The following is a 16,909-nucleotide window of genomic DNA, read 5'->3' as shown; positions in this document are numbered from 1 at the left end:
AGTGTATTTATAGTCTATATAAAAAGAACCGTAGGTCTCTTCAAATCTACGGATTTTCGCCGGCTACGAAATTAATCACATGTTGGCCAGTTAAGGGAATACTACCATGTTAAAATGATAATTAGTTATATTTTTTCTGACTTTGCAACAGAACCTTCTTCATTAATATAGCCTTCAGGTGCATAGTTTTGTAGTAAACGGTTAGACGCACCGGCTGGGTTAACGTAATGCGTATGCTTCATGCCGATTTTCTTTGCTTTAGCATTCATTTTATCTGTAAAATCAGAACGCGTTTCTGAAACTTCGGTAGCTAGTATTAAAGCGGCTGCGTTACTTGAAGCGGATACACAAATTTGTAGTAGTTCCTTAATGGTATATGTTTCACCAGGATAAAGTTTGGTATTACTTAGTTCTGGTAGCGTAGACATACGATAGTGGTCGTCCGTGATTTTAATTGTGTCATTTAAAGACAATTTGCCTTCTTTTTCAGCTTCAAGTACTAAATACATCGTCATGAGCTTAGACATTGAAGCTGGTGGCCATTCGTTGTTGATTTGAAATTCGTAAAGTACTTGGCCTGTATGGCTAATTTGAATAGCGCCTTCTGGCTGGAAGCCTAGGCCTATTTGATATCCAGATTGATTTGCAACTTCAACTGGTGTAGGTGTGTAAGCTTTACTAAAAGGTGTTATAATTAAAGAAGCTATCAAAATGGAAATAAATGAATTAAATATCTTTTTCATAATTAAATCCCTCGTTCAAAAATATAAGTACATCAACATAATAATAATATCATATTAACAATATTTTAAGAATGATTAGTTGTTAATATGTTTTTATTTTTAAGTGGTTGTATGAGACGTGAAGGTTTAATATGAAATTTGGTTTTTTATAATCGAGTGTTGGTTATAGCTTCAAATTTTATAAAGTAGAGGTATTAGAAATGAATTCAAGCAATCCACTCAATTATTTATTAAAACGTATATCTTGGCCAAAAGGCCTTGTTATCGTAGCTATCCTTTTATCGCTTTTAGGGAGTCTAACCGGATTATTTGTACCTAAATATGCAGGTGATATGGTAGATCAAGCGAATAAAGGTGAACTTAATACAACGATGATCGTTGTCATCATTATCGTGTTCGCATTAAATGCGATTTTAAGCGGTTTGGGACTTTATCTATTAAGTAAAATTGGGGAGAAAATCATCTATTCAATTAGATCGATTTTATGGAAACACATTATTCACTTGAAGATGCCATTCTTTGATCAGAATGAAAGTGGACAATTAATGAGTAGATTGACTGATGATACGAAAGTTATTAATAACTTTATTTCGCAGAAGTTACCGAATTTATTTCCATCAGCACTCACATTGATAGGCTCTTTAGTATTATTATTTATTATCGACTGGCAAATGACATTACTTACATTTATCACAATTCCAGTTTTCATTTTAATCATGATTCCATTAGGAAAAGTGATGCAACGTATTTCTAAAGATACGCAATCTGAAATTGCTAACTTCAGTGGTTTATTAGGCCGTGTACTTACAGAGATGCGTTTAGTTAAAATTTCTAACACAGAACATGTTGAGCTTAATAAAGCTGAATCTAATTTAGTTAAAATTTATCATCTGGGCTTAAGACAAGCTAAAATTACAGCGATTATCCAACCTATTTCAGGTTTAATCATGCTACTTACGATAGGTATTATTTTAGGTTTTGGTAGTTACCGTGTAAGTTCAGGTGCCATTTCGGCAGGTAACCTTGTTACAATGATTTTCTTAGTGGTACAACTTTCAATGCCACTTGTGAACTTATCAACGTTACTAACGGATTATCGTCGCGCTACTGGTGCGAGTAACCGTATTTATGAAATCTTACATGAACCACTTGAACCGATTGCGTTACCATCTGAAAAGCACATTGAAACAGGTAACTTGGCATTTGAAAATGTTAATTTTAGTTATGACGTCAAACCAATCTTAAAGGACGTTTCATTTAATGTGTTAAAAGGCAAGGTAACCGCCTTTGTAGGACCATCTGGTTCTGGTAAAAGTACTATATTCAGTTTAATTGAACGTATGTATGAAATTGAAACAGGCGACATCACGTATAACAATCATTCAATATACGATTTATCGCTTTCTGATTGGCGACGTAAAATCGGTTATGTAATGCAAAGTAATGCGATGATGAATGGTACGATTCGTGACAATATTCTTTACGGTATTGATCGTGAAGTTTCTGATGATGAATTAATTGAGTATACAAAACTCGCAAATTGTCATGACTTTATTTTAGATTTCGACCAAGGTTATGACACTATAGTCGGTGAACGAGGTCTCAAATTATCAGGTGGTCAACGTCAGCGTATTGATATAGCACGTAGCTTTGTTAAAAATCCAGATATTTTATTATTAGATGAAGCAACAGCTAACTTAGATAGTGAAAGTGAACGAAAAATTCAAGATGCGCTTGAAACATTAATGGAAAATCGTACAACGATCGTCATTGCGCATCGTCTTTCAACAATTAAAAAGGCTGACCAAATTATTTTCCTTGATCAAGGTGAAGTTACAGGAAAAGGTGGTCACCATGAATTAATGGCTTCTCACGAGAAATATCAACGTTTTGTTGAAACACAAAATTTATCTAATTAAGCGTTCGAATTTAGCTTATCTGAATATCTTAAATATGGGTGATTGTAACCCACATAATGAGTCTCATTTGATACGTGATGTATCATGTGAGGCTCTTTTTTACTTTCTATTAACTAGCTTCGTCGTAGATATTTCGTGAGTTATAGTTTGAGAATTTAAAGGGCTTTTCAAAAATGGGGCGTATGAATTTGTGCGTTACAACAATTGTAATGAAACATTTATAAAATATTGAGAAACATCGTTAAAAGATAATCGACACATAAATTATAGATTAAAAAAATTAAGCATATTTTTAAACAACTTGTCAATAAATTTGTATTCTCACGATAAAGCACACGTGGTATACTTTAAACAATGCGACATTGTTAGAGACAAACATAATATGGCAAGGCAGAAATATTTTTGAATGGTGGGTGTATCCATGTTTTTGTTGATGAACATAATTGGTATGTTAGCGTTTCTTGGGATAGCGTTCTTATTCTCAAGAGATAAGAAAAATATTCAATGGGGATCTGTCGGGATCTTAGTACTCATGAACTTATTTTTAGCGTGGCTATTCGTTTCATTCCCAGCTGGTACACAGTTTGTAAAAATCTTAGCTGATGGTATTTCCTGGGTAATTAGTGCTGCGTTCGCGGGTGTAGGCTTCGCGTTCAACAGTTTCACGGCTACTAAGCAAATGGATATGGCTGTAGCGGCTTTATTCCCAATCCTACTTGTAGTTCCATTATTTGATATTTTAATGTACTTCAGAATTTTACCGAAAATTATGGGCTTCATTGGTTTTATCTTAGCGAAGATTACAAGACAACCTAAATTTGAATCTTTCTTTGGTATTGAAATGATGTTCTTAGGTAATACTGAAGCAATCGCCGTTTCAAGTGAACAAATGAAACGCATGAACGAAGCACGTGTATTAACGATTGCGATGATGTCAATGAGTTCTGTATCTGGTGCTATCGTTGGTGCTTATGTTCAAATGATTCCAGGTGAACTCGTTTTAACAGCAATTCCGCTTAATATTATTAACGCGATGATTGTGTCGAGTATTTTAAATCCTGTTAAGTTAGAGAAAGATGAAGATGTGATTTACAACTTAGATGATCAAGCAGTACGCCAACCATTCTTCTCGTTCTTAGGTGATTCTGTATTAGCAGCTGGTAAACTGATCTTAATTATCGTAGCTTTTGTTATCAGTTTCGTTGCGCTTTCTGAATTAATTGACCGTTTAATTAATGTCATTACAGGTTCAATTGGTCACTTATTTGGATTAAAAGGTAGCTTTGGCTTAGACCAAATTTTAGGAACATTAATGTTCCCATTTGCATTCTTACTAGGTCTTCCGGTAGATGCGGCTTGGGAAGTAGCGCAACAAATGGCTAAGAAGATTGTAACAAATGAGTTCGTAGTAATGGGTGAAGTAAGTAAACATGTGAATGATTATGATGCGCATAGACGTGCGATTATTTGTACGTTCTTAGTATCGTTTGCGAACTTCTCTACATTAGGTATGATTATTGGTACATTAAAAGGAATTGTTAATGAAAAAACATCAGACTTTGTATCTAAGTACGTACCTATGATGTTATTATCAGGTGTATTAGTTTCATTATTAACAGCAGGTTTTGTTGGCTTATTCGCTTGGTAATATGTAAATAAGTTGAATAATGTTAAGTTAGGGGCATTGGCTTTTGATAAGGTGACATAGCTTTATTGGAATGCGATGTCCCACTTTTTTTGAAAATAAAAACCAAGATAACATCAGGTGAGTATGTCATCTTGGTCCATTCGGGAAAATGAATTCTTATTAGTATCAACAATATGGGTTAGGTATTGTTCATACAATTGAGCAAAAATTGATTGTTTTCATAAACAACACAAAGGAGATGGCTTCTTGTTATAAAATTAACAAGAAGTAAATTCATTATATCGAACGTCAGTTTAAAAGTAAACCGAAAATTCAGAATTTTAAAAATCTATCGCGAATCGCGTCACTGAGACCTTTTAGTGCGGTATAGGCTTAAAGTGAAGTTGTGCAAAGTGTCAGAACTGTGCTAATATTTCAGTTGTTGAGGGTGAATTTTAGAGAGGGGGCTAAAAGATGAAACGTACAGTAAGAGATTTAATCTTAGTACTTTTAGGATCTTTTGCATTTGCAGCTGGGGTTAATGCCTTTGTCATTTCTGGTAACCTCGGTGAGGGTGGTGTCACTGGTTTAGCAATCGTATTATATTATGCATTCCATCTATCGCCAGCAATAACAAACTTTGTAGCTAACGCTGCATTAATTTTAATAGGATATAAATTTTTAAGTAAACGAAGTATGTATTTAACGATTGTCGCGACAGTATTGATTTCGGTATTTTTAGAGCTAACGGAAAGCTGGCACGTTCAAACAGGCAACATTATCGTAAACGCAGTTTTTGGTGGCTTTTCAGTGGGATTAGGTATCGGTATCATTGTACTTGCAGGTGGTACGACGGCCGGGACAACGATTCTCGCTCGTATCGCACATAAATATTTAGATGTAAGTACGCCATATGCATTACTGTTCTTTGATCTGATTATTGTGGCAATCTCTCTAACTGTTATACCGTTAGATAAAGTATTAGTTACAATTCTTTCATTATATATAGGTACAAAAGTTATGGAATTCGTTATTGAAGGTTTAAATACGAAGAAAGCGATGACGATTATTTCTAAGAATCCAGATGATGTAGCTAAAATGATTGATGAAAAAATCGGTCGCGGATGTACGATTTTAAATGGCCGAGGTTATTATTCTAAGAAGGAAACGGATATTTTATATGTCGTAATTAGTAAGACTCAAGTGACGCGTACAAAACGACTCATTCGTAAAATTGATGAAAACGCATTCCTAGTCGTCCATGACGTCCGGGATGTCTATGGTAACGGTTTCTTAGTAGATGATTAGTGTGATAGGCACAGCGAGACTTAAAGTAGTCTCGCTTTTTTTATTTTCATGATGAAAGCGCTTTAGTTTCTACTCGACCATTCGTCGTATATTGTAATTATTTATAGAAAAAATACAGATGAGATGATACAATACATTATGATAATGATTATCAATTAAAGAGATTGATATGATATAGTAGAGAAAATGAATACTTGCAGTATATAAATATATAACTCCGAGTAGAAAGAGGGCAAATTATGAATCGCTTGAAAGGTCAAGAAATAACAATTGGATATGAAGATCATGTTATTTTAGATAATTTAGATGTTGAAATTCCTGATGGAAAAGTAACGTCGATCATCGGACCCAACGGTTGTGGTAAGTCTACCCTCCTTAAAGCACTATCTCGTATACTTGGATGTAAATCAGGAGAAGTCTTACTTGATGGTAAGAACATTCATAAACAATCAACTAAAGACATTGCCAAGAAAATTGCGATACTACCACAATCACCTGAAGTCGCGGACGGCTTAACGGTTGGCGAGTTAGTATCGTATGGACGTTTTCCTCACCAAAAAGGATTTGGACGTTTAAGTGCTGAGGATAAGAAAGAAATTAATTGGGCATTAAAGGTTACTGGTACTGATGACTTTAAACATCGCGCAATTAATGACTTAAGTGGTGGTCAAAGACAACGCGTTTGGATTGCGATGGCGCTTGCACAAAAGACAGATATTATATTCCTTGATGAACCGACAACGTACTTAGACATTTCTCATCAATTAGAAATCTTGGAACTTGTTCAAGAATTAAATCAAGAACAGGGATGTACGATTATTATGGTGCTTCATGATATTAATCAGGCTATACGTTTTTCAGATCACTTAATCGCAATGAAATCTGGAAAAATCGTTTCTCAAGGTGAAACACATGAAGTACTTACAAATGAGATTTTAGAAGAGGTATTTAACATTGACGCAGAATTAAGCACTGACCCAAGAACAGGTAAACCAATGTTAATCACTTACAATTTATTGTGTAAACACTATTCAAAATAAATGATTCTTAAATAACGAAGGCGTATAATTAGAGTAAATTATCTTAGTTATACGCCCTGTTTTATGTTTTAATTTCTTCATTTTAAAGAAAGCGTATGGCGGGCAAGGTAAGAATATCGAGAAAATTATGATTGAAAATAAAGTTGTCTTAAATATCGATGTATATGACCCTAATTATATGATGAATTAAGACTAAAGGATTACAGATTTTTAGACTTATTCATGGTATGCTTATTTTAAATCGATTGGACTATAGTCATTTATTTTCGGTCAACTTAAAGTTTTTAATAAGGTCACATTCGAGTTAGAAAAAATTTGATGACGGGTTTATTTTTACATTTAATTTAAATGAAATTTTATTTTATTTGTGTTATTATATCAATAATGCGCTTAAATTAAGAAAGTGTAGGAGGACGTAACATGCAGGAACTTATTAAAGAACACGTCTTAAACGGCGAATTCCAAGCAGTTAAAAGTCTCCTGTCTCAGCTTGACGTTTTAGAATTTGAAGAAGCATTTATATCTAGTGCCCATGAAGTTGAGAGTACAATGTTTTATACATGTATTGTTGATATGCTAAAACAAGAAGAGACAGCAGAAATTCATGATATTGCATTTTTATTATTGGTTTATCCTCTGAGTGATGTACCAGGCGCTATAGATTCAGCATATTATCATGCGAAAGCATCAATTAGACTAACTGAAGGTAAAGAAGTCAAAAGTTTATTACAAATGTTATTACTTCATGCTTTACCTGAACCAGTTATTACAGATAAACATGCCTTTGATGTAGCGAAAAAGATACTGAAGTTAGATCCAAATAACAAAGTTGCACGTAACGTATTAAAAGAAACGGCGAAGCGTATGGATAACGTCGTTGTTGATTTTAATGAGTTACAATCATACAAAGAAGTTAAATAGTTTGATGAATTCATTTTATGAGTTGAAACATCTTAATGGTTTCAACTCTTTCTTTTTGTGAAAATAGACATGTATGATTTTTCATTAAAACAATTAATATTAAAAAATAGTAAGTCAATTACTTTCTAAATGTTTTACAATTGTGTACAATTGCAAGGCTAATGAATTTTAAGAAAAGGAGGATTTCATGTCTAATAACCGTACAAATACAATGATACTAGCTGTTTTTGTCGTAGGGGCTTTCTTTATGATATTAAATGAAACCCTTTTAAACATTGCTTTAACTGAGCTCATGCACCAATTCCATGTGTCTCGTACGACAGTTCAATGGATGGCGAGTGGCTTTATGATGATTATGGGTATTATTTCGCCATTATCCGCATTGATTATTCAGTGGTTTACAACTCGAAAATTATTCTTCACACTTATTATTACTTTTATAATAGGTTCCTTAATCGCAGGATTTGCATTAAGCTTCCCAATGCTTTTAATTGGTAGAATGGTTCAAGCCATTGGTACCGGATTAATGATACCATTAATCATGAATACGATGCTTTTATTATTCGATGAGAAAAAGCGTGGTAAGATTATGGGAACTATTGGTTTAGTAATTATGTTCGCCCCTGCAATTGGACCTACGTTATCCGGAGTTATAGTGGATTTATTAGGTTGGAGATGGCTATTCTTTATCGTCATTCCATTTATGTTATTTACATTAATCTTCGCTTATAAATATTTAAGCAACGTTGGAGAAGTTACAAAACCTCGTATTGATATTCTATCTATTGTGCTCTCTACAATTGGGGTAACAGGTATTATTTACGGCTTCTCTGAATCAAGCTCAGCAGAAGGTGGTTTCTTAAATCCACTAACGGCTTTACCTATCATAATAGGTTTCCTTTCAATTATTGTTTTCGTATTACGTCAAAGAAAACTAAAAGAACCTATCTTAGACTTTAGTGTTTTAAAATATGCGAACTATCGTCGCGGTATTTTAATATTCCTTATCGTTATGATGAGTATGTTTGCTTCAGAAATTGTAATGCCAATGTATTTACAAGGACCTATGGGCTTCAGTGCTAAAGTGGCTGGTTTTATCTTATTACCAGGTGCAATACTAAATGGTTTGTTATCACCAGCGATGGGTGCTTTATTCGATAAAATTGGTCCGCGTAAATTAATACTTCCAGGCTTATTCGCACTATTTGGCGTGGCTTTATTCTATACGAAAATACACCCTGGTTTATCAATGATTACATTCATTATTGCATATATCGTTTTAATGGTTGCTATTTCAGCGATTATGATGCCAGCGAGCACGAATGGTTTAAATGCTTTACCTAAGGAAAAGTACCCTCACGGTACAGCGATCTTTAACTTACTACAACCTATTGGTGGCGCATTAGGTGTGGCTATCTTCGTAGGTATTTTAACAGCATTACAAAATCATAAATTACAAGAACTAGGCTCTAAGACTAAAGAAGCGGCTAATGAAGCTATGACATTTGGTTTACATGGTTCATTTTTCTTTGCAGCAATACTAATTGCAATTGCAATTGTAATTGCTTCTACCTTAACGACAGCTTCAAATGAAAAAAGTAAGATTAAAGCAAGTAGAAAAGGGTAAAATATAATTACATTATAATATAATCCGACATCTGAGTATTCTTGATGTCGGATTAAATATTGGATTACATATTCTTAAAATTCTGAAAAATAAAGTTTCGCGAAATACTTAATAAAATCTTAATAATAAAAGAATATTCTATGTATATTGTATTTTTATACCTAATTTAGACATTTTATAAAAATAGAACCTCAAATTAATAGAGATATACATAGCATTCTTAATATTTATTCAATTTGTATACAAAATGTTAAGTTGAAATGATTTCATGTATATGATTTAATGTTAAACGTGTTTTGCAATTCGAGGAGGTCAAAACAATGACATTGAACAAAGAAGCGATAAAAATTGGATTCGCTTATGTCGGCGTAGTAGTCGGCGCTGGTTTCTCAACCGGTCAAGAGGTTAAACAATTTTTCGCTGATTATGGCTTATGGTCATACATTGGTGTAATTATTTCAGGTTTAATCTTATCTTTTATTGGTAGACAAGTAGCAAAAATTGGAACAGGCTTAGATGCTGATAACCATCAATCAACTTTAGAATATTTATTTGGTAAAGCATTTGGTCGTATCATCGACTATCTACTTATTATATGTTTACTAGGTATCTCGATTACCATGATAGCAGGTGCCGGTTCAACATTTAAAGAAAGTTATGGCGTTCCAACATGGTTAGGTGCTCTAATCATGTGTATCTTAATTTTCGTTACGTTACTTATGAATTTTAATAAGATTGTACGTGCTTTAGGTTTCGTTACACCATTCTTAATTATTATGGTCGTACTTATCGCTGCAGTATTCTTATTTAAAGGCCAAGTAAGTCTTCCAGAAGTAAATTCAACAGTTAAACATCCAAGCATTTTCAAAGGTATTTTAAATGGCTTTGTTTATGGTGGTTTAGCATTCTCAGTTGGGTTTACAACGTTAATTGCAATCGGTGGTGACGCTTCAAGACGTCGTATCTCTGGTTCAGGTGCTTTATTCGGTGGTATTATTTACACGATCTTATTAGCACTTATTAACTTTGCGTTACAATCAGAGTACCCAAGCATTAAAAGCTCATCGATTCCGACATTAACACTTGCGGATTCAATTCATCCTATAGTTTCGACCGTGTTATCAATCATTATGTTATTAGTAATGTATAACACAATTTTAGGATTATCGTATTCTATCGCGGCACGATTTACAAAACCATATTCTAAAAAGTATTATATCTTTATAACAGTCTTAATGTTATTAAGTTATGGCTTAAGTTTCTTCGGTTTCGAAGACTTAATCAAAGTACTTTACCCAACAATGGGTTGGATTGGTCTAATCGTAATTGTCGGTGTATTAGTTAAATATTTCATGAGAAAGAAAGAGAATAAGAAATTTATTGCTTAATATGATAGATGTGTTACAATCTTTCCGAAAGGGACGATTGACACGATGATTTCTAATAAGAAAAAGATAACTGTAATAATCATTATCGTAGTCGTAATAGCCAGTCTCCTGACTGGCTATTTTTATTTTAAGTGGAAAGAACATCGACTTCATAATGAAGCAGATAAAGTCACGATAAATAACCAGCACATTAAAGCACTAACGGACATCCCTTATGGGAGTAAGTATCCTAAGAGTTACTTAGATATTTTAACACCAGAAGAACTTGATAAAGATGAAAAATTACCGGTCATATTTTGGATGCATGGTGGCGGCTATATCGCAGGGGATAAGCAGTATAAGAATAATCTATTATCTAAAATTGCAGAAAAAGGCTACATTGTCGTGAATATTAACTACGCGCTAGCGCCGGATTACAAATATCCAACTCAACTTCGTCAAATGGATAAGGCTGTTTCATTCATTAAACAAAACACGCATGGTCTACCAATAGATTATGATCGTGTTATATTTGGTGGTGACTCTGCAGGTGCTCAAATGGCAAGTCAGTATACGGCAATGCAAACAAATAAATCTTTACGAGAAGAAATGGATTTTGAGCAACAGTTTGATAAGGATGCGATTAAAGCTGCGATTTTCTTCGGTGGCTTTTACGATATGCAAACGGTTCGAGAAACTGAATTTCCAAGAATTGAACTCTTTATGAAGAGTTATACGGGTAAGGAAGATTGGGAACATAACTTTAAGGATGTTTCTGAAATGTCTACGGTTAAGCAGGCTACAAAAGATTATCCGCCAACTTTCCTATCAGTAGGTGATGTCGATCCATTTGATAGTCAGAATCGTGCATTCTATAGCGCGCTTAAAGAAAAGGATGTACCAGTTGAAGGCTTTTTCTTTGATGGTAGTCATAATCTTCATCATCAATACCAATTTCATTTAGACAAACCGGAATCTAAAGAAAATATTAGACGCGTAAGGGCTTTTCTAAGAGAACACACGGATTCTTCAGGATTTAGAAAGAAACCTGCAGGAGAATTATAAACCAAGTGAATAAGATGTAAAAGAGCATGAGATAGAATGTCTTGTGCTCTTTTATTATGCGTAAATTTCGGATAGGGCTTTTCAAGAAGATGCCGTCCCATTTAATAAATGATTGAGTTGTTGTAAAACGTGTTGTATTTATCGTGTGACGTACTAAAATATAAATGTATCGTTATATTTATGAAAGGTAAATTTATAGCATATAGATAATATTTAAAAGGGAGGTATTTAAATGAAGGAACTTAAAATAATCGCAATTGTAATCTTAGGTAGTCTATTAATTGCACTAGGTATCAATGGCTTTGTCATACCGACGCAACTCGCTGAAGGTGGCGCTATTGGTATATCGTTGATTCTGTTTTATAGTTTTAAATTACCGACCTTTTTAACGTCTTTAATTATTAATATTTTACTGCTCATTGTAGGATGGAAGTATTTAAGCAAGCAGAAAATGCTGTATACACTCGTGTCAGTGATATTTCTATCTGTCTTTTTAAAGGTAACGTTAAATGTCGATTTCCATATTGATTCACCTATTATTGGCGTGATATTTGGCGGTATCATTATCGGATTAGGCACAGGATTAATCATTGCTTATGGCGGCACTTTCGGAAGTACGTCAATATTAGCTAAGATATTCAATGAATATTTCCATGTACCAACATCTAGAGCACTGTTTTTAATCGATTCTGTGATTGTACTCAGTGCGTTACTGGTGTTACCAGTCGAACGTGTTTTATTCACGATTATGTTACTGTTTGTGATTTCTAAAACGATGTCATTCATTCTTGAAGGCTTGAACCCTAAGAAGGGTGTTTATATCATTTCTAAAGAGAATCATGATATAAGCAAATCTATTTATGACACGATTGGTAGAGGTTCAACGGTTATAAGTGCGAAAGGTCAATACTCTCAAGTGAATCGCGATATGTTATTTATTGTTATCTCAAACAGTCAATTACCGAAACTCAAGAAACTCATTAAGCGCTATGACCAAGATGCGTTTGTCGTAGTGAATGATGTACGTGAGATCTTTGGGGAAGGCTTTATTAAAATACCATAACTATTTGAAAAGGAGCTAATGCAAATGACATTTTGTTTTAGCTCCTTTTTTGGTGAAATGATATTATAATAATGAAGGGTAAAGATTTACAGAATTTTAGACATCACTAATTCATTGTGGAAAGTCCCGTTAATTTTTAGAGATTGACGTAATTCACCTTCAACTTCATAACCTGCGCGTTCGTAAAGTTGAATGGCTGGTGTATTTTCTTTTACAACAGTGAGCTCGATGCGAGTAAGGTTGTTTGCCTTGCACCAAGCTTCGCATTCATTAATTAAATGTAATCCAATGCCTTTATTTTGAAAGGCTTTAAGCACACCCATGTAAATTCGCGTGACATGGAGGACACGTTCTAACTTGCGGGTAATTAAAGTGATATAACCAATCAGCTCATTAGACGGTGTTTCAGCGACTAAAATGGTATCGGTCTTAGATGTTATAATATGCTCGAGGTTTGAAATTGCGTCGTTCATAGAAGGCGCATATTCCCCCGGACTATATAACATAAATTCGGATTCGTTATGTAATTTTGAGAGTAAACCTGTGATCTTTTCTACATCGTTAATATTAATTTCTCGTATTTTGTGTGCCATATGGATTACTCCTAACTTTATGTATTTAATATACTTTACACCTTTTGTGTATATAACAAACATTTAGCAACTTATTCACATACTTATATATTTATAAAATTATTAGTAAAGGATGTCAGTTATGAAACCTAAAATTTTACTTGCAGGTGGAACAGGGTTTATCGGTAAAGCGTTAATCGAACATATTAAAGATAGTGGCGACGTGTATACGATTTCCAAATATCCTAAAGAGAAATCCGTTCCGAATATTAAATGGTTAAAACGTGATATCTATAAGTTTAAGGATATGCGTGTAGCGATGCGTGATATGGACATTGCGATTTACTATTTAGATCCTACTAAACATTCAGCGAAGATTACGCAAGCTACTGCACGCGTGCTTAATTTAATCGCTGCAGATAATTTCGGTCGCGCTGCAGAATTAAATGGTGTTAAGAAAATTATTTATGTCCGCGGCAGTACATATGATGACGAAACTTTAGAAACGCTAGGTCATTATAAAACGCCGATTGAAGTCACGGACTTAAAGGTTAAACGCCCACATGTTTCAGTAGAATTCCAACCTGGTAAGTACGACGACATGAGAAGTGCTCAAATCATGCCACTTCCCAAAGCGTGGACGATTAATGACTTTGTTAAGTACTATTTCGAGTGGTTAGGCCAAACGAGCGGTACGTTTGTCAGAACGATTGTAACAAATAATTATTATGCGATTTATACGAATCTTGATAAGAAGCCGATTTTCGAGTTTGAAAAGTACTATGACGAAAACAACTTGTTAATTCTTCGTATGGTGGATGGTCGCCTGACTAAGAACAATCGACCTAAAACAGCTAAACTCGAGTTCCGTAAGATACCAGATAAAGATTACGTCATCGTCCACTTAATGGATTACATTCCTAAGATGTCTTGGCCACTCCATTATTTCTTAGAAGCACCTTTATATCAAATTATTATGCGCGGCTTTGAAGTTAAATGTCGTATCAAACGTTTCCAAACAACAACAACGGACGAAGAACGCGTCTATACGAAATAAACTTAATTCATAGGTCTTTTTAAGTTTGAAGCTGTGTCGCTTCCCACTTGAAAAGGCCTTTAAATATGCATGCGTTGCTAGGGTGCAAGTCGTAATGACTTTTAAAGATGCGAGCGCTCATAAGAAGCGAACTGTAATGACCTTTATATATGAAGTGAGTCGTAATGACCTTTAATGACACACACTTATAAGCCACTAGTAGATTTACCTTTATATAAGTATGCGCTTATAAAAAGCGAACTGGTATACATTATAAAGTTTCACAAATATTTGCGATTTAGGTATAAATGTAATTTTTAATAGTTAGTAATTCAAGAAATTTATTGTCGCTTGGTAAAAAATATGCTATTTTCAATTTGTGATATTAATGAAATGTAAATTTCATTAACGAAATATTTAGTTTTTTGAGAAACGATGGTTTAAAATAAGATAGAATAGACAAAATTTTATCTTGAAGTCATATTTATGATACGGAGGCACCTCAATGTTTAGTAAGAAAAAGGATAAGTTTATGTTACGTTTAGAAGAAATGGTTTTAAATTTAGATCAGGCAGCAACCGAGTTTGGTGAATTAAACTTCCAATCTCATCTCGATTTGAAAACTTATTCTGATAAAATCAAATGCCATGAGTCTCAAGGTGACGAATTAATGCATCAAGTCATCTCTGATTTAAATCAAACATTCATCACACCAATTGAACGTGAAGATATCATGTCTTTATGTAACGCAATTGATGATGTGTTAGATGCGATGGAAGAAACTTCAGCGATGTTTGAAATGTATTCTATTGTTGATGTCGACGAGTATATGGTGGAATTCGTTGATAATATTCAAAAGGCGATTAAAGAAATGAAACTCGCGATTGGATTATTAGTTGACCGAAAGCTTTCTCATATGCGCGTTCACTCGATTAATATCAAAGAATTTGAAACTTATTGTGATGGCGTGTTACGTCAGTCGATCAAACACATTTTCAATAGTGAAACAGATCCAATCGAACTCATTAAGATGAAAGATATTTATGAGAGTATGGAAACAATCGCGAATAAATGTCAGACGGTAGCAAATAATTTTGAAACAATCATAATGAAAAATAGCTAAGGGAGTTTAATATATGGATTATCTCATCATTATAACGTTAGCTATTGTATTGTTTGCGCTGATATTTGACTTTATTAATGGCTTCCACGATACAGCAAATGCAGTAGCTACTGCAGTGTCAACACGTGCACTCTCACCAAGGCAAGCAATATTTTTAGCTGCAATAATGAATTTCTTTGGTGCTTTAACGTTTACGGGAGTTGCAAGTACGATTACGAAAGATATTATAAACCCGTTTCAATTACAGAATGGCTTAACAGTAGTGCTCGCAGCCGTTTTAGCAGCGATACTCTGGAACTTGATCACGTGGTATTTCGGTATCCCGAGTTCGTCTTCGCACGCTTTAATCGGTTCGATTGCAGGCGCTGCGATTATGGCTCAAGGTTCGTTCTTTGCGCTACATTACCAAGGTTTCACAAAGATTATTCTAGTACTTATCTTGTCTCCAATTATTGCCTTTGCAGTTGGTTTTACCATGTATTCGCTCGTTAAAGTGATTTTTAGAAATGCGAATTTATCAAAAGCCAATCATAGATTTCGTATCTTTCAGATTTTCACAGCGGCCTTACAGTCCTTTTCACATGGGACAAACGATGCCCAGAAGTCGATGGGTATCATCACAATGGCTTTAATCGTCGCAAACATGCAGCACTCTACTGAGCCGCAACTTTGGGTTAAGATTTCGTGTGCTGTCGCAATGGGCTTAGGAACCGCAGTTGGTGGTTGGCGTATTATTAAAACAGTTGGTGGTAACATCATGAAAATTAGACCTGCGAATGGTGCTGCGGCAGACTTATCATCCGCTTTAACAATTTTCGTGGCTTCATCACTTCATTATCCATTATCTACTACACATGTTGTATCATCGTCAATTCTAGGCGTCGGTTCATCAAACCGAATCAAAGGCGTTAAGTGGGATACAGCTAAACGTATGTTGATTACATGGATTATTACATTACCGATGTCAGGTATACTCGCTGCACTTATTTACGCTCTATTACATATGTTTGGTCTATAAGGTTAGAAGGGTTCAAAACATGTCCGCATGTTTTGGCCCTTTTTTATGTGGTGACTTCGTTGTAATTATTGATATAGGGCGTACGGATGGAATAGGTAAGGTAAGTAGGTTCTTGGAAGCGGTAGGTTTATCAAGAAAGTTGGAACGTGATAAACGGAGGCCCTTGGTTTATCAAGAAAGTAAGAACGTGATAAACGGAGGCCCTTGGTTTATCAAGAAAGTTGGAACGTGATAAACGGAGGCCCTTGGTTTATCAAGAAAGTAAGAACGTGATAAACGGAGGGCTTTGGTTTATCAAGAAAGTAAGAACGTGATAGACGGAGGCCCTTGGTTTATCAAGAAAGTTGGAACGTGATAAACGGAAGGCCTTGGTTTATCAAGAAAAGTAGAACGTGATAAACAGAAGTAATACACCTTCAATTACAAGAAATCGAAAACGTGTAAACCAAGGCCGTTCAAATTTACAAGAAATCAGAAACA

Annotated in this window: 13 protein-coding genes and 2 pseudogenes; 13 read left to right on the top strand and 2 right to left on the bottom strand. The window is 34.5% G+C overall.

What is annotated here, in order from left to right; genetic code table 11:
- Positions 1-94, top strand: a pseudogene (locus A33S_RS12205) (IS6 family transposase); the annotation flags it as partial.
- Positions 95-137: 43 nt separating this feature from the next.
- Here the strand turns inward: A33S_RS12205 and A33S_RS11665 are convergent.
- A pseudogene (locus tag A33S_RS11665) lies at positions 138-743 on the bottom strand (serine hydrolase); the annotation flags it as partial.
- A 200-nt stretch (positions 744-943) separates the two neighbouring features.
- On the opposite strand from A33S_RS11665, the gene A33S_RS0106355 reads away from it, so the two are divergent.
- From A33S_RS0106355 to A33S_RS0106315, 9 genes are all read left to right on the top strand, one after another.
- On the top strand, positions 944-2,662 hold the full coding sequence (locus A33S_RS0106355; RefSeq protein WP_009383202.1) for an ABC transporter ATP-binding protein: 1,719 nt from the start codon (positions 944-946) through the stop codon (positions 2,660-2,662).
- Positions 2,663-3,083: 421 nt separating this feature from the next.
- A complete protein-coding gene (locus A33S_RS0106350; RefSeq protein WP_009383201.1) occupies positions 3,084-4,310 on the top strand; it encodes a NupC/NupG family nucleoside CNT transporter in 1,227 nt (408 codons plus the stop codon).
- A gap of 453 nt (positions 4,311-4,763) precedes the next feature.
- A complete protein-coding gene (locus tag A33S_RS0106345) occupies positions 4,764-5,597 on the top strand; it encodes a YitT family protein (protein ID WP_009383200.1) in 834 nt (277 codons plus the stop codon).
- 239 nt (positions 5,598-5,836) lie between these two features.
- Positions 5,837-6,637 carry an ABC transporter ATP-binding protein gene (locus tag A33S_RS0106340; RefSeq protein ID WP_009383199.1) on the top strand — a complete coding sequence of 267 codons (801 nt, stop codon included), beginning with the start codon at positions 5,837-5,839 and terminating at the stop codon, positions 6,635-6,637.
- 420 nt (positions 6,638-7,057) lie between these two features.
- Positions 7,058-7,558 (top strand): hypothetical protein, encoded by a 501-nt coding sequence (locus A33S_RS0106335; RefSeq protein WP_009383198.1) that lies wholly within the window; start codon positions 7,058-7,060, stop codon positions 7,556-7,558.
- 187 nt (positions 7,559-7,745) lie between these two features.
- Positions 7,746-9,185 (top strand): MDR family MFS transporter, encoded by a 1,440-nt coding sequence (locus A33S_RS0106330; RefSeq protein ID WP_009383197.1) that lies wholly within the window; start codon positions 7,746-7,748, stop codon positions 9,183-9,185.
- 320 nt (positions 9,186-9,505) lie between these two features.
- Positions 9,506-10,573 carry a YkvI family membrane protein gene (locus tag A33S_RS0106325; protein WP_009383196.1) on the top strand — a complete coding sequence of 356 codons (1,068 nt, stop codon included), beginning with the start codon at positions 9,506-9,508 and terminating at the stop codon, positions 10,571-10,573.
- Positions 10,574-10,618: 45 nt separating this feature from the next.
- On the top strand, positions 10,619-11,617 hold the full coding sequence (locus tag A33S_RS0106320) for an alpha/beta hydrolase (RefSeq protein WP_009383195.1): 999 nt from the start codon (positions 10,619-10,621) through the stop codon (positions 11,615-11,617).
- A 232-nt stretch (positions 11,618-11,849) separates the two neighbouring features.
- On the top strand, positions 11,850-12,680 hold the full coding sequence (locus A33S_RS0106315) for a YitT family protein (RefSeq protein ID WP_009383194.1): 831 nt from the start codon (positions 11,850-11,852) through the stop codon (positions 12,678-12,680).
- Positions 12,681-12,766: 86 nt separating this feature from the next.
- Here the strand turns inward: A33S_RS0106315 and A33S_RS0106310 are convergent, their stop codons facing one another.
- Entirely contained in the window at positions 12,767-13,273 is a 507-nt protein-coding gene (locus A33S_RS0106310; RefSeq protein WP_009383193.1) for a GNAT family N-acetyltransferase, read from the bottom strand.
- Positions 13,274-13,394: 121 nt separating this feature from the next.
- Between A33S_RS0106310 and A33S_RS0106305 the strand changes: the two genes are divergently transcribed.
- The 3 genes from A33S_RS0106305 to A33S_RS0106295 all read left to right on the top strand — a co-directional run bounded on the left by A33S_RS0106305 (position 13,395) and on the right by A33S_RS0106295 (position 16,429).
- Positions 13,395-14,309 (top strand): NAD(P)H-binding protein, encoded by a 915-nt coding sequence (locus tag A33S_RS0106305; protein WP_009383192.1) that lies wholly within the window; start codon positions 13,395-13,397, stop codon positions 14,307-14,309.
- 484 nt (positions 14,310-14,793) lie between these two features.
- Positions 14,794-15,411, top strand: coding sequence for a DUF47 domain-containing protein (locus A33S_RS0106300; protein ID WP_009383191.1), 618 nt, complete (start codon positions 14,794-14,796; stop codon positions 15,409-15,411).
- A gap of 13 nt (positions 15,412-15,424) precedes the next feature.
- The gene (locus tag A33S_RS0106295) at positions 15,425-16,429 is read left to right on the top strand and encodes an inorganic phosphate transporter (protein ID WP_009383190.1); all 1,005 of its coding nucleotides are present in this window, start codon (positions 15,425-15,427) and stop codon (positions 16,427-16,429) included.
- The last annotated feature ends 480 nt before the right edge of the window (positions 16,430-16,909 follow it).

It is taken from the genome of Staphylococcus massiliensis CCUG 55927, assembly GCF_000298075.1.
GTDB classification, from domain to species: Bacteria; Bacillota; Bacilli; order Staphylococcales; family Staphylococcaceae; genus Staphylococcus; species Staphylococcus massiliensis.
The sequence above is the reverse complement of the archived record's forward strand: the minus strand, read 5'-3'. Positions and strand labels throughout refer to the sequence as shown.

What these genes read in the sequence shown, in the direction of transcription:
- A33S_RS0106355 (WP_009383202.1), top strand. Translation starts at nt 944, where the DNA reads ATGAATTCAAGCAATCCACTCAATTATTTATTAAAACGTATATCTTGG.
- A33S_RS0106350 (WP_009383201.1), top strand. Translation starts at nt 3,084, where the DNA reads ATGTTTTTGTTGATGAACATAATTGGTATGTTAGCGTTTCTTGGGATA.
- A33S_RS0106345 (WP_009383200.1), top strand. Translation starts at nt 4,764, where the DNA reads ATGAAACGTACAGTAAGAGATTTAATCTTAGTACTTTTAGGATCTTTT.
- A33S_RS0106340 (WP_009383199.1), top strand. Translation starts at nt 5,837, where the DNA reads ATGAATCGCTTGAAAGGTCAAGAAATAACAATTGGATATGAAGATCAT.
- A33S_RS0106335 (WP_009383198.1), top strand. Translation starts at nt 7,058, where the DNA reads ATGCAGGAACTTATTAAAGAACACGTCTTAAACGGCGAATTCCAAGCA.
- A33S_RS0106330 (WP_009383197.1), top strand. Translation starts at nt 7,746, where the DNA reads ATGTCTAATAACCGTACAAATACAATGATACTAGCTGTTTTTGTCGTA.
- A33S_RS0106325 (WP_009383196.1), top strand. Translation starts at nt 9,506, where the DNA reads ATGACATTGAACAAAGAAGCGATAAAAATTGGATTCGCTTATGTCGGC.
- A33S_RS0106320 (WP_009383195.1), top strand. Translation starts at nt 10,619, where the DNA reads ATGATTTCTAATAAGAAAAAGATAACTGTAATAATCATTATCGTAGTC.
- A33S_RS0106315 (WP_009383194.1), top strand. Translation starts at nt 11,850, where the DNA reads ATGAAGGAACTTAAAATAATCGCAATTGTAATCTTAGGTAGTCTATTA.
- A33S_RS0106310 (WP_009383193.1), bottom strand. Translation starts at nt 13,273, where the DNA reads ATGGCACACAAAATACGAGAAATTAATATTAACGATGTAGAAAAGATC.
- A33S_RS0106305 (WP_009383192.1), top strand. Translation starts at nt 13,395, where the DNA reads ATGAAACCTAAAATTTTACTTGCAGGTGGAACAGGGTTTATCGGTAAA.
- A33S_RS0106300 (WP_009383191.1), top strand. Translation starts at nt 14,794, where the DNA reads ATGTTTAGTAAGAAAAAGGATAAGTTTATGTTACGTTTAGAAGAAATG.
- A33S_RS0106295 (WP_009383190.1), top strand. Translation starts at nt 15,425, where the DNA reads ATGGATTATCTCATCATTATAACGTTAGCTATTGTATTGTTTGCGCTG.